This is a genomic window from Yoonia sp. (assembly GCF_014859355.1).
GTDB lineage: Bacteria > Pseudomonadota > Alphaproteobacteria > Rhodobacterales > Rhodobacteraceae > Yoonia.
The window spans coordinates 1-26347 of sequence record NZ_JACUUJ010000037.1 but is presented as its reverse complement, the minus strand read 5'-3'; the positions used below and the strand labels follow the sequence as shown (position 1 = coordinate 26347).

The window sequence follows — 26347 nt, the reverse complement described above, 5'->3', positions numbered from 1 at the left end:
CGAATTGACCCGGCGGGTGGACGAGGCGCTGGTCTCTGTCGGGCTGCGGCCCGATCAGGCGCGGCTGTTCCCGCATGAATTTTCGGGCGGGCAGCGCCAACGCATTGCCATCGCATCCGCCATTGTCGCGCGGCCCGAGGTGCTGATCCTGGATGAGCCGGTATCCGCACTTGATGTCTCGATCCGGTCGCAGATCATGAACCTGTTCAAGGATATTCAGGCCGAATACGGGTGCAGCTATGTCGTGGTCGCGCATGATCTGGGCACGACGCGCTATCTGGCCGACCAGATCGCGGTGATGTATCTGGGCCGCCTTGTGGAACTGGCCGACACGCAGGATATTTTCGAACAGCCCCTGCACCCCTATACGGCGGCGCTGCTTTCTGCCGCGCTGCCCCTGCGTCCAGACCGCAGCGATGCGCGGGCCATCCGCCTGCAAGGCGAGGTGCCATCGCCGATCAACCCGCCAAGCGGCTGTGCATTTCACCCGCGTTGCGCAAAGTTCATCGGTGATCTGTGCAAATCAACCCAGCCCGCAACACACGACCTGCAAGGCCGCATCGTCGCCTGCCACCTTCATGACACCTGATTGATGCATGCAGCCTTTCGGGCGGCCTCTACACCAACCCGCGCAGATAGTCGCCATAGGCGTTCTTGCCGAACATATCCGCCCGCGCGGCCAGTTGGCCCGCGTCGATCCAGCCGTTGGCAAAGGCAATTTCATCGGGGCTGCCCATTTGCAGGCCTTGGCGCGCCTCCAGCGTGCGCACGAAATTGCCCGCGTCCAGCAGGCTTTCGTGGGTGCCGGTGTCCAGCCAGGCATAGCCGCGGCCCATGGTTTCGACAGCCAGCGTGCCTTCGGCCAGATAGATTTCCAACAGCGTGGTGATTTCCAGCTCGCCCCGTGCAGACGGGGTGACGCGGGCGGCCTTTTCAGGGGCGGTGCCATCGAGGGAATAAAGCCCCGTCACAGCGAAATGCGATGGCGGCACGGGTGGTTTTTCCACGATCCCGCGCACTGCACCGTTTGCGTCAAAATCCACCACACCATAGCGTTCCGGGTCTGCCACGCGATAACCAAAGACCGTGCCGCCACTGGTTTGCGCATCGGCGCGCGCCAACAGTTCGGGCAGGCCGTGGCCGAAAAACAGGTTATCGCCCAGCACCATCAAGGATGGCGCGCCCGCCAGAAAATCCGCCGCCAGCAGATAGGCCTGCGCCAGCCCGTCAGGGCTGGGTTGCATGATCCATGTCAGGCGCAGGCCCCATTGGCTGCCGTCGCCCAAAAGCCGCTGGAACTGCGCCTGATCCTGCGGCGTGGTGATGATGGCAATTTCATCCAGACCCGCCAGCATCAGCACCGACAGCGGGTAATAGATCATCGGCTTGTCATAGATCGGCAGCATTTGTTTCGACACGCCCATGGTGATCGGATACAGCCGCGTGCCCGACCCGCCCGCCAGAATGATCCCTTTGCGTTTGGTCATGGTCTGTCCTTTTCTGCGGCCAAGACGGCGGCCAGCCCCTTGTGCCAGTCACAGGGTTTTACCCCGAAATCCACATGAAGTGTGTCACAATTCAACCGCGAATTCAGCGGGCGCGCGGCTGGCGTCGGATAGGCGCTGGTGGGGATGCCGGTGACTGTCACCGCCCTGCCCGCCTGCGCAAAGATTTCGCGTGCGAAACCCGCCCAACTGGTATCGGGCGCACCTGCGTAATGGTAAATGCCCCCGGCCGCGCCGTCGCGCATGGCCTGCGCCATGACCAGCAGGGTTGCTGCGATATCAGCAGCAGGGGTCGGCCCGCCGATCTGGTCATCGACCACATTCAATGCGTCACGCGTTTGCGACAGGCGCAGCATGGTGGTGACAAAATTCGCGCCCTGCGCCGAAAACACCCACGATGTGCGCAAAATGGCAAAGCGGCCACCGGCGGCGCGCACGCCGTCCTCGCCCGCCAGTTTGCTGCGGCCATAGGCGTTTTGCGGGTTGGTCGGATCGTCGGGGCGCCAGCGTGCGGTGCCCTGCCCGCTGAACACATAATCAGTGGAAATATGCAAAAACGGGATGCCGCGCGCGGCACAGGCCCGCGCCATGGCGGCGGGGGCTGTGGCATTGACCTGCAGCGCGGTGGCCGCGTCATCCTCGGCGCGGTCAACGGCTGTGTAGGCGGCGGCGTTGATCACCACGGCGGGCGCGTGATCGGCGATGGCGCGCGCACAGGCGTCAGGATCGCGCAGGTCGGCCTGATCGCGGCCAAGCGCCGTGACGGGGGCCTGTTCCTGCAAGGCGCGGGCCACCTGCCCGGTCTGCCCGAACACCAGGATCACGCCTTGACCCCCAACCGCATGCCGACCCCGTCGCGCGATTGCAGCGCGCGCCACCAATCCTCATTCTCAAGATACCATGCGACGGTGCGTTCCAGCCCTTGTTCCAGCGTCACCGATGGCCGCCAGCCCAGTTCGTCACGGATGCGGCTGGGGTCGATGGCATAGCGTGCGTCGTGGCCCGGACGATCAGAAACATGGGTGATCAGGCTGGAATAGGGTCTGTTTGCAGGGCGCTGCCGGTCAAGAATGGCGCAGATCATCGTCACCAGATCAATATTGCGCGCCTCGTTTTCGCCGCCGATGTTATAGCTGCGCCCGTTGGCCCCCTTTTGCGCCACCAAGAGCAGCGCATCGGCGTGATCTTCCACAAACAGCCAGTCGCGGATGTTTTCGCCCTGCCCGTAAACAGGGATCGGCTTGCCCGCCAGCGCGTTCAAAATCACCACCGGCACCAGCTTTTCGGGGAAATGGAATGGACCGTAATTGTTCGAACAATTGGTCATGACCACGGGCAGCCCGTAAGTTTCATGCCAGGCCCGCACCAGATGGTCGCTGGCGGCCTTGGACGCCGAATAGGGGCTGCGCGGATCATAGGGGGTGGTTTCGGTGAACAGACCCGTGGCACCCAGACTGCCGAACACCTCGTCGGTGGAAATATGGTGAAAGCGGAAATCACCCGGCTTGCCGCGCCCCTGCCAATAGGCGCGCGCGGATTCCAGCAGGGTATAGGTGCCGGTGATATTTGTGTCGATGAATGTCCCCGGCCCGTCGATCGACCGGTCCACATGCGATTCGGCGGCCAGATGCATCACCGCGTCGGGCTGGTGGGTGCTGAAAATCCGGTCAAGCGCGGCACGGTCGCGGATATCGGCCTGTTCAAAGGCATAGGCGGGGCTGTCCGCCACCGAAGCCACGTTATCAAGGCAGGCGGCATAGGTCAGCGCATCGACATTCACCACCCGATGCCCGCGCGCCACCGCCAGCCGCACCACGGCCGACCCGATAAACCCGGCGCCACCGGTGACCAGAAGTTTCATGGATCTATCCGTCATAGGAAAAAGGCGTGGTGAAATCGGCGAATGCCGGTGCGGCGGAATCCTTGGCCGACAGGATGGGCGCGCGGGTGCCCCAGTCGATGCCCAGACTGTCCCACCGCACCGCGCCATCGCAAGCGGGGGCATAGATGTCGGAACATTTATACTGCACCTCGCAATCGGGGGTGCGGGTGATGAACCCGTGCAAAAACCCCGCCGGCACGAATAATTGCTGGCCGTTATCGGCGGACAATTCCACCCCCACCCATTGGCCATAGCAGGGCGAGCCGCGCCTTGCATCCACCGCCACATCCCAGATGGCCCCACGCGAACAGCGCACCAGTTTCGCCTGCGCATGGGGCGGGCGCTGGTAATGCAACCCGCGCAGCGTGCCGGGCAGGGCGGAAAACGAATGGTTGTCCTGCACGAAATCGGGCAGATCACAGCCTGCGGCGGCCAATGTCGTACGGTTCCAGGTTTCACAAAACCAGCCCCGCGCATCACCAAAACGGCGCGGCGTCAGGATCAGGACATCAGGCAGGGAAGTGGGGGTAATCTGGGTCAACACACTGTCAATTCATGTCACGGAATATGCCAAGTGTATGACGCAAAACCCGAAGCCAAGGCAAGGGTATGCCGGGTGCCGCCCCTTGCTGCTGTCAGCGGTGGGCCATATCCGGCGTGGGCAGATCGCTGTCTTGCGATCTTGTCACGCTATTGGCGGCCAGAACGGCCAGCGGCAGCCCGTAACCGACGGCGAAATATGCCAGCAATGCCATGCCCCAGCCCAGATCGGTGAACAGCAATGTGCAGGCCGCGCCAATGATCCCGGCAATGCCACCCCCAAGGAAAGCCACGATCATCATGACCGATCCGCCTGTGTCGTCTTGTCTGTGGTTTTGATCGTGATCGGCATGATTGAAACCTTCCCCTTGACGAAATGTCCTGCTCATGTGGTGTTGTCTTGTCAGACTGGGATGACATTGTGGCATTTTTCAGGCCTGGTCTTCACTTCTTTTGCGCGGTTCGGTGACTTGTCGTGAAAATTATCCGCAATCTATAAGTGTATTTTATCTATTAAATCCCCTGCACACGGTGGTTTTGCGACACAGGCACCCCTGCCCCTGCAACACCAGCGGGCATCAATGAACAAAAAATGCGCGCCGCCTGCCTAATTGGCGCCCGATTCGTGCCCTTGTCCCATCACCGTTTGCAGGATGATGTAATCCACCGCCCGGTCGCGCTGGCTGCGGGCCCGAAGCGCGCGCGCCTCGGATAGGGCGCGTTCGCGGTCCAGCACATCCAACACGGTGATCGTGCCGCGATTGCTCAGCAGATCGCGCGACAACCCCAGTGCGCGGCGGTTCAGATCGACAAGGCGCTGCGCTTCTGACAGGGCCGCCACAGAAGCCTGCAAATTGGCCTGGGCGTTTTCAACTTCTTCCACCGCGCCCAGCACCGCGCGCTGCCAGCGCAGATAGGCCTGGCTGACGCGGGCATCGGCGGCATCGACCGATGCGGCCAGCGCAGGCTGGTTGAACAGCGGCAGCGACAGACCGGCGACCAGACTTTGTGTGTTCTCGCCGCCGCCAACAGGGGCCGAGATGATCCCGCGCAGCGACAGGCTGGGATAGCGCGCGGCCTCGGCCACCCCCAGATCGGACAGGGCCGCAGCATAAAGCCGTTCGGCCTGCCGGATATCGGGGCGCGCGCGCAACAGATCGGCAGGCACACCGGCGGCGGTGCGCATCACCGGGTCGGGCTGCGCGCCCGGATAACCCAGATCAACCGGCAGCGTGCCCACGGGCTGACCCAAAAGGGTGGAAATCCGGTTGCGCTGGCGCATCACGCTGGCCGACAGCGCGGGCATCTGCGCCTGCGTTTCCGTCACCAGCGCCTGCGCGCGCAACACATCCAGCTGGGTCGCCGCCCCGGCATCCAGCAGACGGTTGATATCGCGCAGCGTTTGCTGGCGCGATGTCAGATCCTGCCCGCGGGCCACCAGGCTGGCCTGTGCAAAACGCAGATCAACATAGGCAATACCCAGTTCGGCCAGCAGCGCGCGGCGCGCGGCCTGCGTATCGAATTGTGCAGCCTCCAGCCGTTGCGCGGCCGCTTTGGCGCGCCAGCGGCTTTCGCCAGCCAGCCCGATGCGGGCGGTCAGGCCAAGGCTGGAATCTTCTGCGCCGCCATTGCTGACGCGGGTGGTGGTCAGGTCGGCATCACCGCTAAGCTGGTTGCCATCGCGCCTTGCGATGGCGGCGGCTTCGCGCAGACGGGCCTGTGCCTGCGCCAGATCCAGATTGCCCGCCACGGCGCCATCCACCAGACGGGTTAGCAGCGGATCGTTGAAATGCTGCCACCATTGCAGGTCAGCGGCGCTGGCGCGCGATACCGGTTCCAGCCGCGCATAGCGGTCGGGAAGGGCCATTTCGGGCGGTGTAAAAACGGGCCCGACGGCACAGCCGGACAAGGCCAGAACGGCCCAGATCATGGGGACGGTGCGCATTATGTCGCTCTTTCTGCCTCTGGGCCCCTATGCCTGACTGGCATTTTTGAACGGGACCGCGGTTATTACCCCGAACGCTAGCAGGTTTTTGCAAAGATCACGCCGCAACAGCCTGTGAGCGCGTGATATTTTGACCAGAGGTTGCAGGAATGCGACACCCCCGCCCCGCGCATCACCGCGATTATTCGCGCAGGGCGCGGCTGAAAAAGATCATCAGCGGTTCGGTCAGATAGGTCAGCGGGGTGCGGTCGCGGGTGCGGATAAAAGCCTCGACCGGCATGCCGGGCAGCAGGCTTTGCGCGCCCAGTTTCGCCAGTTCGCTGTCCAGCGGCATGACCTCGGCGGCGTAATAGCTAAGGCCTGTCACCTGATCCTGCAACACATCGGCGGAAATCCGGGTGATGCGCCCGCGAATTTCGGGGATCTGGCGCTGGTCGAAGGCAGGAAAGCGCAGTTCGGCCTCCTGGCCGGTATACACCTCGTCGATATTGATCGCGTCAACGCGGGCCGAGACCACAAGCGGCTGATCCTGCGGAATGATATAAAGCAAGGGTTCGGCCGCCTGCACCACCGATTGCACGGCAAAGACCTGCATGCCGTAAACGATGCCGCTGGTGGGCGCGCGCAGGTCCAGCCGTGACAGGCTTTCGGTCAGCACGATCTTGCGTTCGGTCAGTTCGATCTGGCGGAATTCCAGATCGCGCAGCTGCGTTAGCGCCTCTTCGCGGCGGCGGGTCTGCAATTGCAACGCGGCGATTTCATTGCTGGCGATATCGCCGCGCAGCGCGGCCAGATCAGCGGCAAGCCGGCCAATCTGGCCCAGAATCCCCGCATGTTCGCGCCGCAATTCGCTGACCTGCTGGGCCTGCGCCAGTTGCTGCGCCAACAGCCGCTGCTGGTTTTCCAGTTCTTCCAGCAACAGATCGGCCTGCACCTGCAACGCCTCCAGCTGTGCGGTCAGGCCCTGGGTGCGGTTTTCGATCTGCTGGTTTTGTTCGCGCAAAAGCGCGCGTTCCTGCTGCATCGCGTCGCGGCGGGCGTGAAACAGCGTGGTTTCACCGGCCAGCACATTTTCCGTCTCTGGCAGGGCGGCGAAACTGGTGCGCAGGGCGGGCGGAAAGACCACATCGGCGGCATCGTCGCGTTCGGCCGTCAGCCGCGCCTTGCGCGCGCCGATTTCCAAAAGCTGGCCGTCGATCACCGCCAGTTCCGATTGCAGCCGCCGCCCGTCCAGCCGGATCAGGATATCGCCCTGTTCTACGGTATCGCTGTCCTTGACGCGGATTTCACCCACCACCCCGCCTTCGGGGTGCTGCACGACCTGGCGGTTGTTTTCCACCTGCACCACGCCCTGCGCCACCACAGCCCCCGCCAGCGTGGTGCTGACCGACCACAGCCCAAGCCCGCCCACCAGCGCCACCAGCGCCACGATCCCGGCCCAAAGCGGCACCCCCGCCGACCAATGGCGCACGCGGTCTTCGGTCTCGGTCTCGCGGGTCATGTCGCGACCACCTTGCTGCGGGGTGCGGTGCTGACAACCGCGCCTTCCAGCACCTCGTCGCGCGGGCCAAAGGCCACGACCACGCCTTTGTTCAGCACCAGAATATGGTCGCATTCCACAATCGCCTTGGTGCGGTGGGTCAGGATGATCAGGATCTTGCCCTGCGCCTTGAAGGCGCTGACCGCCGTATTAAGCGCCGCCGCCCCGTCGCCATCCAGCATCGAATTGGGTTCATCAAGGATCAGCAGCACCGGATCACCATAAAGCGCGCGCGCCAGTGCGATCCGCTGGCGCTGCCCGCCCGAAAGCTGGCTGTCGTTGCCATCAAGCACGGTGTCATAGCCGTTTGGCAGCCGCAGGATCATCTGGTGCGCATTGGCGCTTTGCGCGGCCTTGATCACCGCCGCTTCGTCAGGGTCTTGCGCCATGCGCGCGATATTCTGCGCGATCGTGCCCGAAAACAGCGTGACAGTCTGCGGCAGATACCCGATGTGCCGGCCAAGCGCGTCGGGGTCGTATTGGTCCAGCGTGGCGCCGCCCAGGCGCGCCTCGCCCGCGGTGATGGGCCAGAACCCTGCCAAGGCCCGCGCCAGCGTGGATTTTCCCGCGCCACTGCGCCCGATCACCCCCAGCGCCTGCCCCGGTTCCAGCGTGAACGATACATTGCGCAGCGTCGGGATCCGTTCACCCGGCGCCACCACCGTCAACCCTGTCACCTGAAGTTCGGGGGTGGGCACCGGCAAGGCGGTGCGCTGGGGTGCTGCGGGCACCGCTTGCAGGTATTTGCCAAGCGCCAGCCAGCCCGTGCGCCCGCGCTGCAACACCGCCCAGCGGCCCATCGCCTGTTCCACCGGCGCCAGCGCGCGGCCCAGCAGGATCGACCCTGCGATCATCGACCCCGGTGTCATTTCACCCTGCAACACATAATAGGCCCCTGCCCCCAGCATCGCCGATTGCAAAAACAGCCGGAATGATTTGGTAAAGGCGGCAAAGCCCCCCGTCCAGTCGCTGGCCCCGATATTGGCAAACAGTGCGGCATCGCGATGCCCCAGATAGCGGTGCAGCATGGCGCCGCGCAAACCCTGGCTTAGCACCACTTCGCGCCCCTGGCGGGCTTCTTCGGCGAAACTCTGTCCCTCTTGCGTGGTGACCTGCACCGCGCGGACCCGGCGCGCGGTCAATGTCTGGTTCAGCACCGCGGTCAGCACAATGATGACCCCGCCCGCCACCGCCAGCCAGCCCAGCATCGGGTGAAACAGGAAAATCGCGGCGATGAAAATCGGCGTCCAGGGGATATCCATCACCGCCAGCAGCACCGGTGATGTGAACAGATCGCGCACCGCATCCAGATCGCGCAGCGCGCCGGTGGCCACGCGGCGTTCGCGCGGATCGACCGACCGGCGCAGCGTCGCCTCGAACACGCGGGCATCCAGCGCGCTTTGAAACCGCGCACCGACCCGCGCCATGATCCGGCCCCGGGCGTAATCCAGCACCCCCATCAGCGTATAAAGCACCGCCACCAGCACCGTCAGCGCCACCAGCGTTTCAACCGACCGCGACGACAACACCCGGTCATAGACCTGCAACATATACAGCGGGCCGGTCAGCATCAGCAGATTGACAAAGATCGAAAAGACAAAGGTCCAGATGATCAGCGTTCTGCCGCGACTGCGTGCCGCGCGCAGTTCTGTTACGCCTGCCTCTTGCGCCTGTGCCATGTCGGGGCTTTTCCTTTGCGCGGTCTTATAAGGTGCCGGGCGCTGAACCCGCCCTGTCTGCCATCGGTCATAGCATTACCTGCATAAATGGAAACACTCTGTTAATGGCGTCGGCAAAGTTTCCGCCCCGTTCAGGCGGATTTGCGGTTTGTGCCGTAGCGATAGGCGTTCAGCACCACGCCCAGCACATTGGTCTGTTCGGCGATTTCACGTTCGCAGGTGTTGAACTGGCTGTAATGGGTCGCATCCGCCCGGATCACGATCAGCGCGCAATCGGCGTTCTTCAAAAATGCGCGGGTGTCGTCATTGACCAGCACCGACGGCAGGTCGAAAATCATCAGGTCTGGGGCATAGTCCGCCTCGATCCGGTCCAGCACCTCGGCGGTCTGTTCGGCCAGCAACAGCCGCGTGGGGTCGGCCACCGGGCCGCGCGACATCGACACCGCCACATTGTCGCCGATCCGCAGCGCCTGCTGGGCAAAATCCACATCCCCCGTCAGCAGGTCGCCAATGCTGTGCGGCGGGGTGGTTTCAAAGAAGTCATGCACCGACGGATCGCGCAGATCCAGATCGAACAGCATCGCGCGCAGATCACGCTGCCGGCCCAGCCCCAGCGCCAGATTGCACGCGGTCGTGGTCTTGCCCGACTGCGGCATCGGCGATGTGATCGCCAGCCGCTTCCAGCCCTGCTGGCGCATCTGCAACAGCACCTTGGTGCGCAAAATATCAAACGGCGTTGCTGCCTCGGATGCGGCATGGGTCACCACGCGGTGGGTTTCCAGATCGCGGGGGTTGACGGTGAATGTCTCCAGCGCCTGCCACAGCGCATCCTGCGGGCGCGGCTGGCCCGTCCCCCCCCCGCTTGATGTGATCAAGCGCGGCGGATGGTCCGGGGTGCTGCGGGTCTTGCGGGCCTTGTCCAGCGCCGCCTGTAGTTTTTCCATAGCCATAGCAGATCCTTTTATCCCAGACTGACGCGGTCCAGCACCTTTTGCACCAAAAGCTCGAGCGGTTGGTAATAGGTGTCGATATACCACAGCCCCAAAGGCACGCCGGTCATCACGGCCAGCATCGCCACGATCATCCCGGTGCGCCGGGCAAAACGGTGGCCGCGGCTTTCCATGTAGGGAATGGTCGCCAGCGGGATGATGTTGAACCGCCCCGTCAGTTCCGCCGGACGGCGCACCGTGCGGTTCAAGATCTCAAGCAGCATGAAATACCCCGCCGCCGCCACCAGCCCCACCGCCAGCCCCAGAATCGCGATCCTGGGGCGGTTCGGCCCGGCGGCCGCCTGCGGCACGTTGGCATATTCGATCACGCTGATCCGCTGGCCCTGTGCGGTGGATTCGATCCGTTCGCTCATCCGGGCCTGATTGAGGTTATTCAGGGCGGCGTTATAGCGGCCCTGAATACTGTCGTAATCGCGTTCCAGACTGGACAGCTGGATCCCATTGGCCGCAGAACGCGCAATCGCCTGTTGCAAACCCTCAAGTTCGGTGCGGGTGGCGGTCTCTTCGGCGCGCAGGGTGACAAGGCGGGTTTCGATCTCGGTCAGGGTGGCGTTGAACAGCGCCTCTTGCGGGGAAACCGGTTCAGCCGCGTCTGCATCAGACAGGGCGCCGCTGGCCGTCTGGGCGGCAACCACGGCTTCCAGTCGGGCGATCTGGGCGCGCAGCTGCACCACGCGGGGGTTGGTGTCTGAATAGGTGGCCAGCGCCAGTTCCAGTTCGGACTGTGCGGCGGCCAGCTGGGTTTCTTCGGGGGTGCGGCGGGCCTGCGCGGGTGCGGCACGCACCTGTCCGGTGTTTTCAAAGATATTGACGATCTCGCGCTGCTGGGCCTCGGCGGCGGAAATATCCCGTTCGATCCGGCCCAGACGTTCCTGCAACAGCGCCTGCCGGCCCAGCCGATAGCCTTGTTCTTCGGGCAGGGCATCGGCGTTTTCGGCCTTGAACCGGGTGATGGCGGCACTTTGGTTGTCCAGATCATCGCTCAGGCGCTGCACCTCCTGTTCAAAGAACTGCAGGGTGCGGGTGACCTGTTCGGTCCGCGTCGCGGTGCTGTCCTGCAGGATCAGGGTCACATATTCATTGACCACACCGGCGGCGATCTGCGGGTCGCGCGCGGTAAAACTGATGGTCAGCAAGGTCGCCTGATCGCGCCCGGCGCTGCGGCGGATCCGCGTGGCGGCTTCCATGTCAGTGACCACCCGGCCCGGTTCCATCTGGCGGATGTTTTCCAGCGCGTTGAACCGGTTGGCGATGTCGATCATATTGGCCCGCGTCATCAGGCGCTGCTGGATGATATCCAGCTGTTCCACCGCATTGGTCTGCACGGTCGAGGCGACCATCCTTTCGGGGATTTGCGGCGCTTCGACCAGCAGGCGGGCGGATGTGGTATAGGTGTCGGGCAGTTTCAGCGCGGTCACCACGCCCAGCCCCGCCGCGACCAGCACAAACAGCATCATCACCGGCAGGCGGCGCAGCAACAGCGCCCAGTAAAATCGTAAATCAAAATTCATTCGGCAGCCTTTTCGGGAAGATCACCCGGGTTTCGCAAAAACAAGGGTTCCGGCGCGGATTTCAGGTTCAGCCCGTCGCGGATCACTTCCTTGACGATGGCCAGCCCCACCTGCGGCTTGTCGGCGCTGGCCGCATAAACCAGCGCCAGATCGCAGAGTTTATTGACAACCCGCGGAATGCCTTCGGCTTCGTGGTGAATAAAAGTGATCGCGCTGGGGGTGATTTCATCGCCGCTGCCGCCGGCATGTTGCAGGCGGTGCTGGACATAACGGCGCGTGGTGGACAGATCCATCGGGTCCAGATGGTAAACCGCCGTGACCCGCTGGGCGAACTGGCGCAGGCGTGGCTGGCGGATCAGGTCGCGCAATTCGGGCTGGCCGACCAGCATGATCTGCAACAATTCGTCCTTGCCGGCGTTGATATTGGTCAGCATGCGCAATTCTTCAAGCGTTTCCAGACCCAGGTTCTGGGCTTCATCCACGATCAGCACCACATGCCGCCCGGCGGCATATTCGGCGACCACGAAATCCTGAAACTGCTGGAACAGCGTGACATAATCGGCGCGCGGGTCACAGGACACATCCAGCGCGTTCAGCACCCAACGCAGCAGATCGCCGCGGTCGCCTTGGGCGTTGGAAATCAGCCCGACCGTCAGGTCCGCATCCACCTGCCGCAGCAAGGCCTGCACCAGCGTCGTCTTGCCGGTGCCCACCTCGCCGGTGACGACGGTCAGCGGCGCATGTGTCATCAGCCCGTATTCCAGCACCGCAAAGGCGCGTTTGTGTGCCGGCGACCAGAACAGGAAATCAGGATCGGGGGACAGGCTGAAGGGCCGTTCCCGAAATCCGAAATGATCGTTGTAAAGCGCGACACTCATGCAAAAAGACCCAAAATTCCTGTCCGTCAGATATAGGTTCACAGCCCCGGTCACAATGGCAGCCCCCGGGATTGCACCGCTTTAGCCTGATAAGAGGGCAGGACTTGGGCCGCATGATGGCCGGGGTGTTTTCCTGCCTGGCCTGAGGGGCCAAGCCCCGCATCATACCCGCCTGCAAGGGCCGGCAAGTGATTCTCGGTACGCCATATGTATTGTTTTAATTTTGTAAACAATATGTGGGCTTAGCGCCAAATAACCAACAATCAGGCAAGCGGTTTGCCGAACGTCACCTTCACAGCGCGGTGCATTTCAGCACAAAGATGAAGATTTGGTAAAATAAGCTGAAATTCTTGCCTAATTCTTGCCAGAATTAGAACAAAATGATAGCATTTTTAATTGTTCATAGGGGCAACGTGATGCCTGTCGACTGTCCCGGTGATTTTGCTGGGCCCCATTACCAGTAAGAAAGGGCCGGGTTTTTCCGGCGCGTTATTTTGATGACAACACATTTAACGAACTACGAAAAAGCCCTGCACAGCGAACCTGTCGTGCGCGGCGGCTTCTGGTCTGGCGTTGCTCGGTTCCGTTTTTACCGCGATCTGGGCAAGCCCGTGCTGGACAAGATCCTGATCCTGCTGGCCGCACCATTGGTCTTTCCCGTCATTGCCCTGCTGGCGCTGCTGGTGGCGCTGGACGGGGGCAAGCCGTTTTACACGCAATTGCGCGTGGGCAAGGGCGGCAAAAGCTTTCGCATGTGGAAAATCCGCACGATGGTGCATAACGCCGATGCCCGGCTGGAAAGCCATCTGGCGTCCGATCCGGCGGCACGGGCCGAATGGACCACCACGCAAAAGCTGAAAAACGACCCCCGCATCACCCCCATCGGGCATTTTCTGCGCAAATCCTCGCTGGATGAACTGCCGCAGCTGTTCAACGTGCTGGGCGGGTCGATGGCGCTGGTGGGGCCGCGCCCGATGATGCTGCATCAGGAACCGCTTTATACCGGACAGGCCTATTTCCGGCTTGCCCCGGGCATCACCGGGCTTTGGCAGATTTCGGACCGTAACAATTGCGATTTTATTGATCGCGTGCACTATGATGAAACCTATGGCAAGTCTGTGTCGCTGGTGACCGATCTGCGCATCCTGTTCAAAACGCTGGCCGTCGTGCTGCGTGGCACCGGATACTGACGCCAGCCCCTGCCAGATCATGATTACCGGCCACCCTTGCTGCGCAACGGGTGGTTTACCGCGTCACAAACAAAAGGGAATTGCCCCGTGTTCTTGCGCCACCGTCTGATCCTCCCGCTTTTTACGCTGACCCTGATCCTGGGTCTGGCAGGCTGCAAATCCGCCGAGGAACGGGCGGCGGAATATTTCGAAACCGCCCAGACCCTTGCCGCCGAAAATGATTTCGACCGCGCCGTGGTGGCGCTGCGCAATGTCTTTGATCTGGATGGCAGCCACCGCGAAGCCCGCCGCATGATGGCCGACATCATGCTGACCGAACGCGGCGACCGCCAGCAGGCCTATGGCCAGTATCTGCGGCTGGCCGAACAATACCCCGACGATCTGGAAGCGCGGATCGCGCTGGCGCAGATCGCCTTTGCCGCCACCAACTGGGACGAACTGGAACGCCACGGCGCGCAGGCCGCGGCCCTTGCGCCTGACGATCCGCGCGTGATCCCGCTGACCACCGCGCGCACATACCGGACCGCCGTGCTGGCCAATGATGCCGCCGCACGGCGCACCGCCGCCGATACCGCGCGCGCGCTGGTGGACAGCCAGCCTGACAACATGATCCTGCGCAGCATCATCATCGACGATCTGCTGCGCGGCGGCGACCTGCGCGGTGCGATGACCGAAATCGACCTGATGCTGGTCAGCGACCCCGCCAATATCCTGTATCACCAGCAACGCCTGAACATTCTTGCCGAACTGGGCGATATGGAAGGGCTGGAAAACCAGCTGCGCACCATGATCGCGCAATTCCCCGATGATGACGTGCACAAGGCCACGCTGTTGCGCTTTTTTCTGTCGCGCGACGATCTGGACGCGGGCGAAACCTTTCTGCGCGATCTGGTGGCCAAAGCCCCCGCCGATGACCCCACCGCCAAGGGTGATCTGATCCGCTTTCTGGCGGAATATCGCACCATCGCCGCCGCCAAGGCAGAAATTGCCGCCACCACCAGCACCGTGGCCGACCCGCTGCCGTTCCTGGTCATCGACGCCGGGCTTGATTTCGCCACCGGCGCGCGCAGCGATGCCATCGCGACGCTGGAAACCGCCTTGCAGGATCACGGCACATCGCCACAGGCGCAGACCGCGCGGGTCACACTGGCGCGGATGCTGTCGGCAATGGGCAACCCCGTCGGCGCGCGCGCCCGCGTGGAAGAGGTGCTGGCCGCAGACGCCGGCAACCCCGATGCACTGAAGCTGCGCGCAGGCTGGCTGATCGCCGATGACAAGACCGAAGACGCGATCACCGCCCTGCGCACCGCCCTTGACCGCAGCCCCGATGACGCCGCCGCCATGACCCTGATGGCCGACGCCTATATCCGCAGTGGCCGGCCGCAACTGGCGCGCGATTTTCTGGCGCTGGCGGTCGATGCCTCGGGCAATGCGCCCGCCGAAACCATCCGCTATGCCCGCCAGCTGATCGGCGAAGGCAGCTATCTGGCCGCCGAGGATATCCTGATCGCGTCCCTGCGCCTGAACGCCGACAACCCTGATCTGTTGCAAACACTGGGGCAGGCCTATCTGCAAATGGAAGACTTCGCGCGCACCCAGCAGGTTGTTGCCACGCTGCGCCGCAGTGCCACCCCCGCCGCAGAGGCCGCCGCCAACCGGATCGAGGCCGAACGCATCGCCCGCCAAAGCGGGCGCGATGACGCGCTGGCCTATCTGGAAGGGCTGGCCAACAGGGCCGATGCGGGCCTGACCGACCGGATCACGCTGATGCGCGCGCGCATCAACAGCGGCGACATCGACGGTGCGCTGGCCCTGGCCACAGACCTGGCCGCCACCGACCCCGGCAATGACGATCTGCGTTTCATGCTGGCCACCACCCAGGTGCTGGCCGGTGATCTGGACGCCGCACGCGCCGGATTGCGCGCCTTGCTGGCAACCGAGCCGCGCCGCCCCGCCGTCTGGCTGGAACTGAGCAAACTGGCACAGCGCCAGGGCGACCGCGACGCGGCCAAGGCGGTCGTGGCCGAAGCCTTGGGGCATATGCCCGATGACGTCACCCTGCTGTGGGCCCAGGCGTCGTTTCTGGAACAGGACGGCGATATCGACGGGGCCATCGCGATTTATGAAAACCTTTATGCGCAGAATTCCGGCGCGCTGGTGATCGCCAACAATCTGGCCAGCCTGTTATCGACCTACCGCGACGACGCCGAAAGCCTTGAACGGGCCTGGACCGTGGCGCGGCGGTTCAGCGATACCGGCTTTGCCCCCGTGCAGGACACCTATGGCTGGATCCTGCACCGGCGCGGCGAAAGCGAACAGGCCCTGCCCTATCTGGAATCCGCAGCCGCTGCCCTGCCTGACGATCCGCTGGCGCAATACCATCTGGGCCAGACCTATGCCGCATTGGGCCGCCCCGATGACGCGCTGGCGCAGTTCCAGCGCGTGGTCGCCCTGGCCGGCCCGGGCGATACCCGCCCGCAGATCGCAACCGCGCGGCGCGAAATCCAGACCCTGCTGGACGGGACCACCACCACGGCAGAATGATGCAAACCGTGCCAAATCTGTCCCGATTTGCAAAAGGATGAAATTCACCCCTTTTCCCGGCCCCGTTTCGGGGCCAAAACTGGCGCAAGCCTTCCAGACGACAACAGAACATAAAGGCGGGACACATATGACGATCTTAAAACGCATCGCAGCCGCGCTGGTCATGACCCTGATCGCGGGCATGGCACTGGCACAATCGCAATATCTGGTAAGGCCCGGCGATACGCTGGTGATCGAGGTGCTGGAAGATACCTCGCTCAACCGGGCGACGGTGGTGCTGCCTGACGGGCGCATCAGCTTTCCTTTTGCGGGCACTGTCCCCGTGGCGGGGCAAAATGTCGGCCAGATTCAAACCGCGATTGCAAACGGTATTTCCGCGAATTTCGCCAACCGGCCCAATGTCTTTGTCTCGGTCCAGCCGGGCCAGCGCGCTGCCGCCGCCGCCCCCGCCACGATCAATGTCTATTTCATGGGTGAAGTGAACGCCCCCGGGGCCAAGCCCCTGCCGCGCGGCACCACGCTGTTGCAGGGCCTGGCGCAAAGCGGCGGGCTGTCGAAATTCGCCGCCACCAAGCGCATTCAGCTGCGCCGCACCGATCCGCGCAGCGGCCGGCAAAGCGTTATCCCGATCAATTACCGCGCCCTGTCGGATGGCGCGATGATGAACGATTTTCCACTGGCCGATGGGGATGTGATCCTTGTGCCCGAACGCCGTCTGTTTGAATGAGCCATGCGCAGGAGATGCCAATATCTTGCCGCGGGCCTGTGTGGTGCCGCGATCATCGGAACAGCGCAGGCGCAGGATGGCGGCGCACAGGCCGGGCTGACCCTGTCACCGGGGCTGTCTTACGAAGATGAAGAAACCCGCGCGCGCCTTGGCTTTGGCGCGCGGTTTGACAGCATCACCCCGACCCAGCGGTTCGGCCTTGCCTTCGATGGCGCCTTTGACAGCGGTTATGACGATATCCGTGACAGCCTGCGCGCGCCGCGCCTGGCCCTGACCTATGGTATGGAAAGCCGCGCCAGCGCACTCGATGCCCGGCTCAGCTATCAACGCGACCGGATCAGCACGCTGGTGTTCAGCGATGATCTGGACAGTGATTTTCTGGTCACCGGCACCGGCCAGCGCGCCGATCTGAATGCCAGCACCAGCCTGACCTTTGGCCGTGAAGCCCCCTTTGGCGGCACAGTCGATCTGGGTTATCGCAGCCGCGACTATCAGGACACCGCCGACCCCACCCTGCTGGACGAAGAAACCCGCAGCGCCGGTGTCGCCCTGCGCTTTGTCATCGACCCGCGCCTGACGGCCCGGCTGGGCGCGCGGGTTTCGCAAACGGACGAGGATGCCCCCGGCACCGACCAGCGCCGCGTGTCGCTGAACACCGGAATTGACATCGCGGTCAACCCTGCGCTGGACGCGTCACTGACCATCGGCACCACCCGGATCACCGATACCGGCCCGCTGGGCCGCGATACCACCGAAGGGGCCACCGCCGCCCTGTCGGCCACGCAAGACATGCCCAATGGCACCCTGTCCGGGCGGATCACCACCAATGTGACAACGGGCGGGCGCCTGACCACGCTGGAGGTGGACCGCGCGCTGGATCTGCCGCGCGGTACGCTTAGCTTTGGCGCCGGTCTGGGCCAGATCGACGATGGCGATCTGCAAACGCTGGCGCGGCTGTCGTGGCGCGAACAAGCCCCGCGCGCGGAATATGGCGTATCGCTGGACCACAGATTGGCCGTGGACCGCGACGGCGACAGCGCCATCAACAGCCAGATCAGCCTGTCATGGCAGCAAGAGCTTGATACCCTGTCGCGCTTTGGCGCGGATCTGTCGCTGCGCGATACCAACCGGCTGGATGCAGGTGCTGCGGACACCCGTCAGACCAGCCTGTCGCTCAGCTTTCGGCGCGACCTGACGCCGGACTGGGGCCTGCGCACCAGCTATACCCACCGCTGGAGCCGGGAAACCGGCACCGCCGACAGCGACGACAGCACGGTCTTTATCGGGCTTGAACGGGGCTTTCAGTGGCGCCCCTGACCCGACAGGGTTGGGTGGTTCTTTGGGGGCTGATCGGCCTGTGCGCCGGGATCGAATTTTTGCTGGTCCTGTCGGATCAGGGGGTCATCGGGCCGGACCGGCTGCGGCGGCTGGCGCTGGATTACGGCGGGTTCTGGCCGGGGCTGTTGGGTGACTGGCGCGCGAACTATCCCGCCCAACCCTGGCTGATGTTTGTCACCTACGGGTTTTTGCACGGCGGGCCAGCACATCTGGCCGTGAACATGATCACCCTGTGGTCGCTGGGCCGCGGCGTGCTGGCGCGGGTGGGCGCGCGGGGGTTTGCGCTGCTGTATCTGGCGGCATTGCTGGGCGGGGCTGCGGGGTTTGCGCTGCTGGCGCCGGGGCTGCGGCCGATGGTGGGGGCATCAGGCGCGCTGTTCGGGCTGATCGGGGGCTTGTTGGCCTGGGCCTATGTCGACCGTTTCACCCATGACGAAGGGCTGTGGCCGATCGGCCGCGCAGTGCTGTTGCTGATCGCGCTGAACCTTGTGCTGTGGTGGGCGATGGGCGGGCAACTGGCCTGGGAAACCCACCTTGGCGGGTTTGTCACCGGCTGGATCGCCGCCCTGCTGATCGATCCGCGCCCGGTAGCGGACGGATAAACCAATAAAAAACAGGGGCCACAAGGCCCCTGTTTGCAATCATTTCTGGCGTAAAGCCTCAGGCGGCTTTGCGGCGGCGGCGCAGGGCAAGGGCCCCGAAACCGGTCAACAGCAGCAGACCACCGGCAGGCAGTGGCACCACACCAACGCTGGCCCCGTCGATCGAGAAGCTGTCGTTCAGCCTGGAACTGCGGATTTCGATCTGCGCCATGTCAACCAACTCGCCAAAGTTGATGACGATCAACTGCTGGTTGGCGTTCAGCAGGTTCTTGAATTCAACAAATACATCACCAACCGACACTCTGACCATCGCACCGGTGTCAGCCGCATCCATCATCCCAAAGACAACGCGGTTGAAAAGCGACCCGCCTTCACCTTTGACGACATCCCACAGAATACCAAATGTGTCATTGGCGTTCAGCGACCAGATGCCATCGTCCGGCACCATGTTGCCCTGACCATTCACGGTGGTGTTGTTCAGGAACAGCTGTGTGCAGTCGCCGCCACTTGCGTTGCAGGTTGATCCGGAACCACTTGCGTCTTCCGAGATGGCGCTGAACGTCCCGACGTTTGTCGCCAGCGGGCCGGCCAACTGGCCTACGGTTTGAGACCCATCGCCATATACATCTTCAAAATCCTGCACCACGAAATTGGTGTAGCCGGTCGCACTGTCGAATGACGAAATATCGAATGCCGATACCGAAATTGTTGCGGCATGCGCCGCACTGCCAAGCGCGAAACAGGCGGCTGCCGCTGTCGCTATAAATTTATTCATGTCTAAAACCTCTGATACATTTCTACGAGCTGACGCCCATCTGATAACACGCCTTACTTATAACACAAACCCAAAGGCACCGTTAATCTTTTGTTCACAAAATGTTGGTCTGGCGCCGGTTTTATGGCCAAAATAAGGCAAGAAGTGCGGGCTTGGATAGCTTTGTTTCCTTATTGTAAACAGTATGCGCAGTTACGGCCACGCCAGCAGGCCATCGCCTGCACACAGCCTGCGCCCACACCCCATTATTGCCACATTTTACGCAATGATTCGCCGCCCGTCAGCCCCCTGCCCCGGCGGCCCGTTTCCTGACCCAGCCCAGAAAGGCGCTGTCGCTGTTGCGCAGCTGTGGCCGGCCAGAGGCGGCCCAGACCGCGCGCCAGTCGGCTTCCAGCGCATAGACATCCGCGCCGGGGATCAGGGCGCGGGCCTGTTCCAATGCGGCCCCGCTTAGCGGCGGGCCGGATGCCGTGGCCAGACCGGGGGCCACCACCACCGCGCGGGGGGTCACGCGGATCATGTCGCCGGGGTCTTCGGCCAGCAGGTAATCGGGCAGATGGTTCACGCGGATGGTTTCGCGCAGCATCGCACGGAACACCCGCAAGGGGCTGCGTGATCCCGATTTCTTGGCCAGCACCGCCACCGAAACCACCCATTCGGCCTGCCGCCCGCAATGTTTGCGGCACAATTCGTAAATCCGCCGTTCCAGCGGTTTGCGCAGATCGAAATAGGCGCGGTTCAGCGTCAGCACAGACCGCGCCAGCACCGCCCGGTATAACCATTCGCTTAGCGTGATGCTGACGCGCACCATGCGGCCTGCGCGGGTCTTGCGCACGATCTGCCAGGCCTCGATCAGGCCAAAGCCCGATGTGGTTTCCTGATCGCCCGTGGCGATATTTGTGGTGATGCGGGTGCCCGCCAGCCTTTCGAAGGCATCGCGCAACCGCTGATACCCGTCGCCGGATGTTTCGCGCCCCGTGGCCACCAGCAGGTCATGCGCGGTCAGCGTCAGGGTGCGGTGCGTCGGTTTGCCCGCGTTCAGCGCCGCCATCAGCTGGCTGATGCAAAAGATCAGGATATCGGCGTCAAAGATCGTCGCCCGCCCCTTGACCGAAGGCGTCACGGTGATCTGCGCGCCATTATGGGCATATTCCAGAATACGCCGGTCGGGCCGGGTGGACAGCGAAAACAGCGGGTGTTCCATCGCGGCCAGATCGTGTTTCGGGCTCGCGCCAAAAAAATCGCAGACGAAAAAATCCGGCTGCGCTGCCGGGGCGCCGCCCCCTGTCATCAGACCTGTCATCTGGCACCTGTCCCGCCTGTTATCGTTGCGGCCTGCTCTGGCCTGTTGATTTTGCCGGATTTTCCCGACGCCCCTTATCGGGGTTTCATTGACACCCCCAGCTTAGAACCTGTGGATAACTGCGTCCAGCCCCGCCTTGCCCGGATCGGGGGATCAGAGTCAGATCAGCGTGGGTTCAGAGTCACCCCATCGGGGTTTCAGAGTCACCTGCCCTAAAAAAATCTGCGCTTAGTCTTTGACTCAATAAGGTTTTTCACAGCTGCAAAAGACCCGTAACTATGAAATAACTGATATTAACTTAGACAGCCCGGGTTAAAACACACCAACCCCACCGCGCGCCAAGCCTGAAACGCCGGATTTACAGAGAAAATACAAAGGATGAGACGTTTTTCTTTACGTGTCCCACGTTTCATGAGACATTGTAAAAAACGCAGTACATCAGGGGTTGGGCATGTCAGGACACAAGGAAACGGGGCCAGGATTACCCCCCTATTTCAATATCTCACCCGACAAGGCGATGGCAGATTTACCCCCCAGCGTGGGCACCGCCGATCTGGCCCGCATTGCGGGGGCCTGCACAGCCGGGCGCAATGATCTGGCCGCGCGCGGGCTGGATGAAACCGGCGCGCGGCGGCTACGGCCGTTTTCAACATGGGAAATCACCCGCTATCTGATTCCCGTGGCACCTGCCCATTTCCGCCGCGTGCTGCGGCAAAACCCCGACCTGCCCCAAGGCATCAGCGAAACCGACGGCGGTGCCAAATGGTTCACGCTGGACGAGGTGCTGCGCCTGCGCGCCCATTTCGGGCAGGAAGGATCAAAGGCCAAGGAATACCTGCCCTATCGCCCCGCGGGTCTGCCGGCCAAGGTGGTGGCGGTGGCGAATTTCAAAGGTGGCGTCGGCAAAACATCAACCTGCGCGCATCTGGCGATGTCGGCGGCCCTTGATGGCTACCGCGTGCTGGTCATCGATCTGGACAGCCAGGGGTCGATGACCTCGATCTTTGGCGGCAGACCGGCGGATGAATGGGATACGGTGTTTCCGCTGCTGGCGCGCCATTACGCCACCCATCTGCGGGCTGAAAACCAGCGCCGTCTGGACCGGGGGGAAACGCCGCTGCCGCTGGACGACACCCTGACAGACGCGCTGGAGGTGCAGGCGGGTGATGTGATTCACAAAACCCACTGGCCCAATATCGACCTGATCGGCGCGCAGCTGAACCTGTATTGGTCGGAATTCCAGATCCCCGTCTGGCGGATGAACGCGCGCGGCTGGAAACTGTGGGATGCGCTGTCAGAGGCGTTGGAACAGGGCGGTGTGCTGGATCAATACGACCTGATTTTCCTCGATACCCCCCCTGCCCTTGGCTATCTGACGATCAACGGGCTGGCGGCGGCGGATATCCTGCTGGTGCCGGTGGGGGCGTCTTTTGTCGAATTCGATTCCACGGGGCGGTTTTTCGACATGCTGCACGCGACGTTTTCATCCATCGAAGAAGGCGAAAATATCGCCGCGCGCGCGCTTGGCCGCCCGGAACTGTCGTTTGCATGGGATGCGGTGCAGGCAGTGATCACGCGGTTCGACGCGGCCCAACAGGCCGAAATGGCCAACCTGATGCAAACCTATATGGGCGGCACCCTGTCGCCCTACCGGCAGGATTTCACCGCGCTGATCGGACAGGCCGGCGAAAGCGTGAATGGCATCTACGAGGCCGATTACCGCGATTTCAACCGCGATACCTATGCCCGCGGGCGCGCCACCTTTGATGAAACCTATGCCGCCTTCAAGCGGCTGCTGGTAGGGATCTGGCGGCGTGAAGAACGCGCCGCCCAAGACGTGGCCGCGCAGTGACAGCGGCGGCCCCCCTGCGCGCGGCGTTAACCAATTTGCAGCAGATCGGGTGCAACCTGCGCCCACTGCCCCCGACAGGAGTGTGATCATGGCCAAACGCAAACGTCTTAGCCCCGCTGCCGCCTTGTCCGGCACGCCTGATGGCCCACTGGAAACCAAAGCCTATGTCAACGGCTGGGAAGGTGTCCGCCCCCGCCCCGCCCCGATTGCCGATGTCTCGGGGGATGCGTCCCTGCGCGCCGCCCTGGCCGAGGTGACAGACGAGCTGACCGCCGCGCGCAACGAAGGCCGCTTTGTGGTGCGTCTGCCGCTGGATGCGGTGGATGCGGCCCATCTGGTGCGTGACCGTATCACGATGGATGCCGATGATCAGCAAAGCCTGATCGACAGCCTGCGCGCGCGCGGCCAGCAAACCCCGATCGAGGTGGTGGATCTGGGGGGCGGCCATTACGGGCTGATTTCCGGCTGGCGGCGTCTGACCGCGCTGCGCCAACTGGCCGATGAAACGGGCGATGCGCGTTTTACGCAGGTGCAGGCGCTGGTGCGGCAACCGGGCAGCGCCGCCGCCGCCTATCTGGCGATGGTCGAAGAAAACGAGATCCGCGCCAACCTCAGTTTTTATGAACGCGCGCGCATCGCGGTGCAGGCGGTGCGTCAGGGCGTGCATGATGATGCCGGGGCCGCAGTGGCCGCCTTGTTTGCCGCCGCACGCGCGCCAAAACGATCAAAAATCCTGTCCTTTGTGACGCTGGTCGAGGCGCTGGATACGCATCTGCAATTTCCCGGTGGCATCCCCGAAAAACTGGGCCTGTCGCTGGTGACGGAACTGCGCGCCGATCCGGGGTTCCGCCGCAGCCTGACAGAGGCACTGCGCAAGGCCGCCCCGACCACGCCGGATGCGGAACGTCGCGTGCTGGAACATTGCCTGAAACCTGCCGCCGCCGCCCCCGCCAATCCGCCCCCGCCGCCTGCCGCGCCCAAGGCGCCCGATAGCGCCGCGCATATGGGTGAACCCGTCGCCCCCGGCATCACCCTGACCGAAGGAAACAGGCGGCTGACCCTGGCCGGGCCGGGCATCACCCCGGCGCTGGCCGCAGATCTGCGCGCCTGGCTGATCGCGCGAAACGGCTGAGACTGTCAGGAATTGCCGCGCAAATTTAGCAAAAAAAACCTTTATTTTCAATGACTTAATATAAATAGTTTCGCGTGCGAAACATCGTGTTTCCCTCTGGCGCTGGTTGCGACCCCGGCGCCAGAGGCGTTTTGTTCAGATGAAATGCATATCGGCCAGCGGGTCGATCATGTCATCAAAGATGGTGATCGGCGCGTCCAGATCCGCCCCTTGGTCCAGCCCCGATGTCAGCGCGTCCCACAGGGCGGCGTCTTCGTCGCCACCATAGCTGGCATCCCCGATAATCGACAGGCTACCCTGCCCGCTGCCCGCGCTCAGTTCCAGCGTCACAAGGTCGGCGGCATAGTCGATCACCAGCGCGGCATCGCGGTTATCGCCCAGCCCGTGAATGTCGATGTTGTCGAACATGCCCGCAATGGCATCCACCGCGATCAGCGTCATGGAACCTGTGCCGATGTAATCGCTCAGGTCCAGTGCCAGCGTGCCGTTCAGCGCGATGCCGGAATGGACGGCGCTGCCCTCTTGGTCCCAGGCGCCGCTGCGGAATTCGGTGACACGACCCAGCCCTGTCGCATCAGCGACAAAGGACAACTGCCCGCCATCCTGCATCATCAGCGTGGCGATCCCGTCTGTGGCGCCATCAAAGCCCACTTTGGCCGCCGTGCCGTCAATGCGCAGTTCGCTGTTTGCGCCAAGGCTGAATTGCGCATCATCTGTGGCCAATATCATCTGCCCGCCTTGCACACTTGCGATCACCGGCCCGCTGACATCGCCGGTATTGGCAAAGCGCCCGCCGGTGACCTGCAACGACAAAAGCGTGTCACCGCCATAGCCATCGGTCCAGAATTGCCCGGCCCGTTCGACAAAGATCATGCCGTTGTCGCCGGTTTCCAGCGCATCAACCGTCAGTTTCCCCGATCCGACCTGCAGCTTGCCGCCGGTGCCCAGATCAAGACCCGCGATTGTGACCGTATCGCTGAAGTTGACCCAGTTGCCCCCCAGATCGACCGTATCGCCGTCGGATGGCAGCGCATCGGAGGTCCAGTTCAGCTTGTTATCCCAACGCACCCCGTCGCCCAGATCATTGGGCACAAAGCGGTGATGGCTGGCGCCGGAGGCTTGCAAATCAAAGCCGAAGCCTGCCTGGAACCAGTCGATGATATCCTGCGCTGTCAGACTGCCGTCGCCCCAGTTTTCCCGGGCATAATCCATCAGGGCATAGATCAGCCCGCTTTTGTAATACAGCCCCATGTCTTCGCTTGCAGGTGCTGTGCTGGGATCAAGGCCCAGGAATTCCATGGCAAAATTCTGGATCGTGATCTGGTTCAGGGCTGCGGGGTCAAGGCCGTCAAGATTGGCCTCATATCCGTTCCAGTTGAACACGATGGTATCGTCAAAGAAGGGCGTGTACAATTTAACCAGCGCATTCGGATCGTTGGTGTTTTCTGTCTTAAATGCAATTTCATCGGGATTGTTGGGATCAGCCATATGCGCCACGATATTGCCCAGCAACGTGCTGTCACGTGCCTCGTCACGCAAACCCCAATACTTGGCACCAATCATGCTTAGTGCATCTTTGTATGCGGCAGAGGTGATGATATTGTTCATAAACAGGCTGTATTCACCGACCGGCCCTGCCCCAACGTAGTCACCACCCAGCAAGTTGAGGGCGGCGTTGTTATCCAGAAACAGGTTGTTTTCGATAAACCCGCCAGAGCGGAACTGCGCCCCGTAAGAGGCTGCCTGCGCGGTGATGTTGTCACGAAACGTCAGGTCGGAATTGTCGGATTGAAAATAGGCATTCTGGCTGAACATGCTGGGCGGCATCCCGGCTTGATCCGTGCCATCATAGCCCTCTTCCCAGCCATTATGGAGAAAAAGATTACCTTCGAACAGAGAGCCGGTCGTTCTGTCCATATAGATGCCCGCTACGCGGCTTGAATGCGCAGCCCAAAGACCATCTTCAGTGAAGGTTGGATTGTTCACAACATTATCAAGAATTTCCGCATTGCGTAACGTGAAGCCTGTCGCGCCCTGGATGTTCAGACCGGCGTTATCAAACTTGATCCCATCAAGCAGGAAATTTTCACCCGTGCTGAGAATCCTGAAACCACCGGTCATTGTGATATCAGAGATGACAAAGTTTTCGTTAGGTTTCTGCCAGGATTGAACAAGACTTTCAATAACCGGCCGGTCGCCCTCGCCCCATGATGTGACATGGATCGGGTGGAGTTCGCTTTCGCCATTTGCCTCGCGCGTTACAACCTGCCCAACGTCACCGTAATTGTAGCCACGTTCGAACAAGAGCCAGTGGGATGTTTCCCCGTTGCCCCAGCCCGTAATCCCATACCAAAGCTGCATCCCTACATCGGCCGCCAGCGCCATGCCTTCGGA

General features: G+C 62.6%; 22 protein-coding genes. 8 read left to right on the top strand and 14 right to left on the bottom strand.

Translation table 11 applies throughout. The features are described from left to right. Nucleotides 1-589 (top strand): ABC transporter ATP-binding protein (locus tag IBX59_RS12190; RefSeq protein WP_296375908.1); only part of this gene is annotated, 589 nt, incomplete at its 5' end. A 28-nt stretch (nt 590-617) separates the two neighbouring features. On the opposite strand, the gene rfbA is transcribed toward IBX59_RS12190, so the two are convergent. The 11 genes from rfbA to IBX59_RS12135 all read right to left on the bottom strand — a co-directional run bounded on the left by rfbA (nt 618) and on the right by IBX59_RS12135 (nt 12490). Then, entirely contained in the window at nt 618-1487 is an 870-nt protein-coding gene (gene rfbA, locus IBX59_RS12185) for a glucose-1-phosphate thymidylyltransferase RfbA (RefSeq protein WP_296375905.1), read from the bottom strand. Continuing rightward, nucleotides 1484-2329: a dTDP-4-dehydrorhamnose reductase gene (gene rfbD, locus IBX59_RS12180; RefSeq protein ID WP_296375902.1), complete on the bottom strand. Its 846-nt coding sequence runs from the start codon at nt 2327-2329 to the stop codon at nt 1484-1486. The genes rfbA and rfbD overlap by 4 nt, the downstream gene beginning before the upstream one ends. Continuing rightward, nucleotides 2326-3366: a dTDP-glucose 4,6-dehydratase gene (rfbB, locus tag IBX59_RS12175; RefSeq protein ID WP_296375900.1), complete on the bottom strand. Its 1041-nt coding sequence runs from the start codon at nt 3364-3366 to the stop codon at nt 2326-2328. Before rfbB ends, rfbD begins: the two co-directional genes overlap by 4 nt. A gap of 4 nt (nt 3367-3370) precedes the next feature. After that, nucleotides 3371-3928 carry a dTDP-4-dehydrorhamnose 3,5-epimerase gene (gene rfbC / locus IBX59_RS12170; RefSeq protein ID WP_296375898.1) on the bottom strand — a complete coding sequence of 186 codons (558 nt, stop codon included), beginning with the start codon at nt 3926-3928 and terminating at the stop codon, nt 3371-3373. A 94-nt stretch (nt 3929-4022) separates the two neighbouring features. After that, complete coding sequence (locus tag IBX59_RS12165; protein WP_296375896.1) at nt 4023-4316, bottom strand: hypothetical protein; 294 nt, start codon at nt 4314-4316, stop codon at nt 4023-4025. 218 nt (nt 4317-4534) lie between these two features. Next, complete coding sequence (locus tag IBX59_RS12160) at nt 4535-5872, bottom strand: efflux transporter outer membrane subunit (protein WP_296375894.1); 1338 nt, start codon at nt 5870-5872, stop codon at nt 4535-4537. 181 nt (nt 5873-6053) lie between these two features. Beyond that, nucleotides 6054-7373, bottom strand: a complete 1320-nt coding sequence (locus IBX59_RS12155) for an HlyD family type I secretion periplasmic adaptor subunit (RefSeq protein ID WP_296375892.1) — start codon at nt 7371-7373, stop codon at nt 6054-6056. Continuing rightward, nucleotides 7370-9091: a type I secretion system permease/ATPase gene (locus tag IBX59_RS12150; protein WP_296375890.1), complete on the bottom strand. Its 1722-nt coding sequence runs from the start codon at nt 9089-9091 to the stop codon at nt 7370-7372. The genes IBX59_RS12155 and IBX59_RS12150 overlap by 4 nt, the downstream gene beginning before the upstream one ends. Before the next feature lie 131 nt (nt 9092-9222). Then, on the bottom strand, nt 9223-10041 hold the full coding sequence (locus IBX59_RS12145) for a CpsD/CapB family tyrosine-protein kinase (protein ID WP_296375888.1): 819 nt from the start codon (nt 10039-10041) through the stop codon (nt 9223-9225). A gap of 11 nt (nt 10042-10052) precedes the next feature. After that, the gene (locus tag IBX59_RS12140; protein ID WP_296375886.1) at nt 10053-11612 is read right to left on the bottom strand and encodes a chain length-determining protein; all 1560 of its coding nucleotides are present in this window, start codon (nt 11610-11612) and stop codon (nt 10053-10055) included. After that, nucleotides 11609-12490 carry an AAA family ATPase gene (locus IBX59_RS12135; RefSeq protein ID WP_296375884.1) on the bottom strand — a complete coding sequence of 294 codons (882 nt, stop codon included), beginning with the start codon at nt 12488-12490 and terminating at the stop codon, nt 11609-11611. The genes IBX59_RS12140 and IBX59_RS12135 overlap by 4 nt, the downstream gene beginning before the upstream one ends. Nucleotides 12491-12987: 497 nt before the next feature. On the opposite strand from IBX59_RS12135, the gene IBX59_RS12130 reads away from it, so the two are divergent. From IBX59_RS12130 to IBX59_RS12110, 5 genes are all read left to right on the top strand, one after another. Beyond that, nucleotides 12988-13680, top strand: a complete 693-nt coding sequence (locus IBX59_RS12130; RefSeq protein WP_296375882.1) for a sugar transferase — start codon at nt 12988-12990, stop codon at nt 13678-13680. 87 nt (nt 13681-13767) lie between these two features. Beyond that, on the top strand, nt 13768-16224 hold the full coding sequence (locus IBX59_RS12125) for a tetratricopeptide repeat protein (RefSeq protein ID WP_296375880.1): 2457 nt from the start codon (nt 13768-13770) through the stop codon (nt 16222-16224). Between the two features lie 127 nt (nt 16225-16351). Next, nucleotides 16352-16951 (top strand): polysaccharide biosynthesis/export family protein, encoded by a 600-nt coding sequence (locus tag IBX59_RS12120; RefSeq protein WP_296375878.1) that lies wholly within the window; start codon nt 16352-16354, stop codon nt 16949-16951. A 3-nt stretch (nt 16952-16954) separates the two neighbouring features. Beyond that, nucleotides 16955-18268, top strand: a complete 1314-nt coding sequence (locus IBX59_RS12115; protein WP_296375876.1) for a hypothetical protein — start codon at nt 16955-16957, stop codon at nt 18266-18268. Next, nucleotides 18256-18891 carry a rhomboid family intramembrane serine protease gene (locus IBX59_RS12110; RefSeq protein WP_296375874.1) on the top strand — a complete coding sequence of 212 codons (636 nt, stop codon included), beginning with the start codon at nt 18256-18258 and terminating at the stop codon, nt 18889-18891. The genes IBX59_RS12115 and IBX59_RS12110 overlap by 13 nt, the downstream gene beginning before the upstream one ends. A gap of 58 nt (nt 18892-18949) precedes the next feature. Here IBX59_RS12110 and IBX59_RS12105 read toward each other — a convergent pair whose 3' ends face one another. Both IBX59_RS12105 and IBX59_RS12100 read right to left on the bottom strand, forming a co-directional pair. Continuing rightward, complete coding sequence (locus tag IBX59_RS12105) at nt 18950-19666, bottom strand: VPLPA-CTERM sorting domain-containing protein (RefSeq protein WP_296375872.1); 717 nt, start codon at nt 19664-19666, stop codon at nt 18950-18952. A gap of 280 nt (nt 19667-19946) precedes the next feature. Next, complete coding sequence (locus tag IBX59_RS12100; protein ID WP_296375871.1) at nt 19947-20969, bottom strand: replication initiator protein A; 1023 nt, start codon at nt 20967-20969, stop codon at nt 19947-19949. A 451-nt stretch (nt 20970-21420) separates the two neighbouring features. Between IBX59_RS12100 and IBX59_RS12095 the strand changes: the two genes are divergently transcribed. Continuing rightward, complete coding sequence (locus tag IBX59_RS12095; protein ID WP_296375869.1) at nt 21421-22821, top strand: AAA family ATPase; 1401 nt, start codon at nt 21421-21423, stop codon at nt 22819-22821. 88 nt (nt 22822-22909) lie between these two features. Next, nucleotides 22910-23953 carry a ParB N-terminal domain-containing protein gene (locus tag IBX59_RS12090; RefSeq protein ID WP_296375866.1) on the top strand — a complete coding sequence of 348 codons (1044 nt, stop codon included), beginning with the start codon at nt 22910-22912 and terminating at the stop codon, nt 23951-23953. A gap of 135 nt (nt 23954-24088) precedes the next feature. On the opposite strand, the gene IBX59_RS12085 is transcribed toward IBX59_RS12090, so the two are convergent. Further along, nucleotides 24089-26347 (bottom strand): right-handed parallel beta-helix repeat-containing protein (locus tag IBX59_RS12085; RefSeq protein WP_296375864.1); only part of this gene is annotated, 2259 nt, incomplete at its 5' end.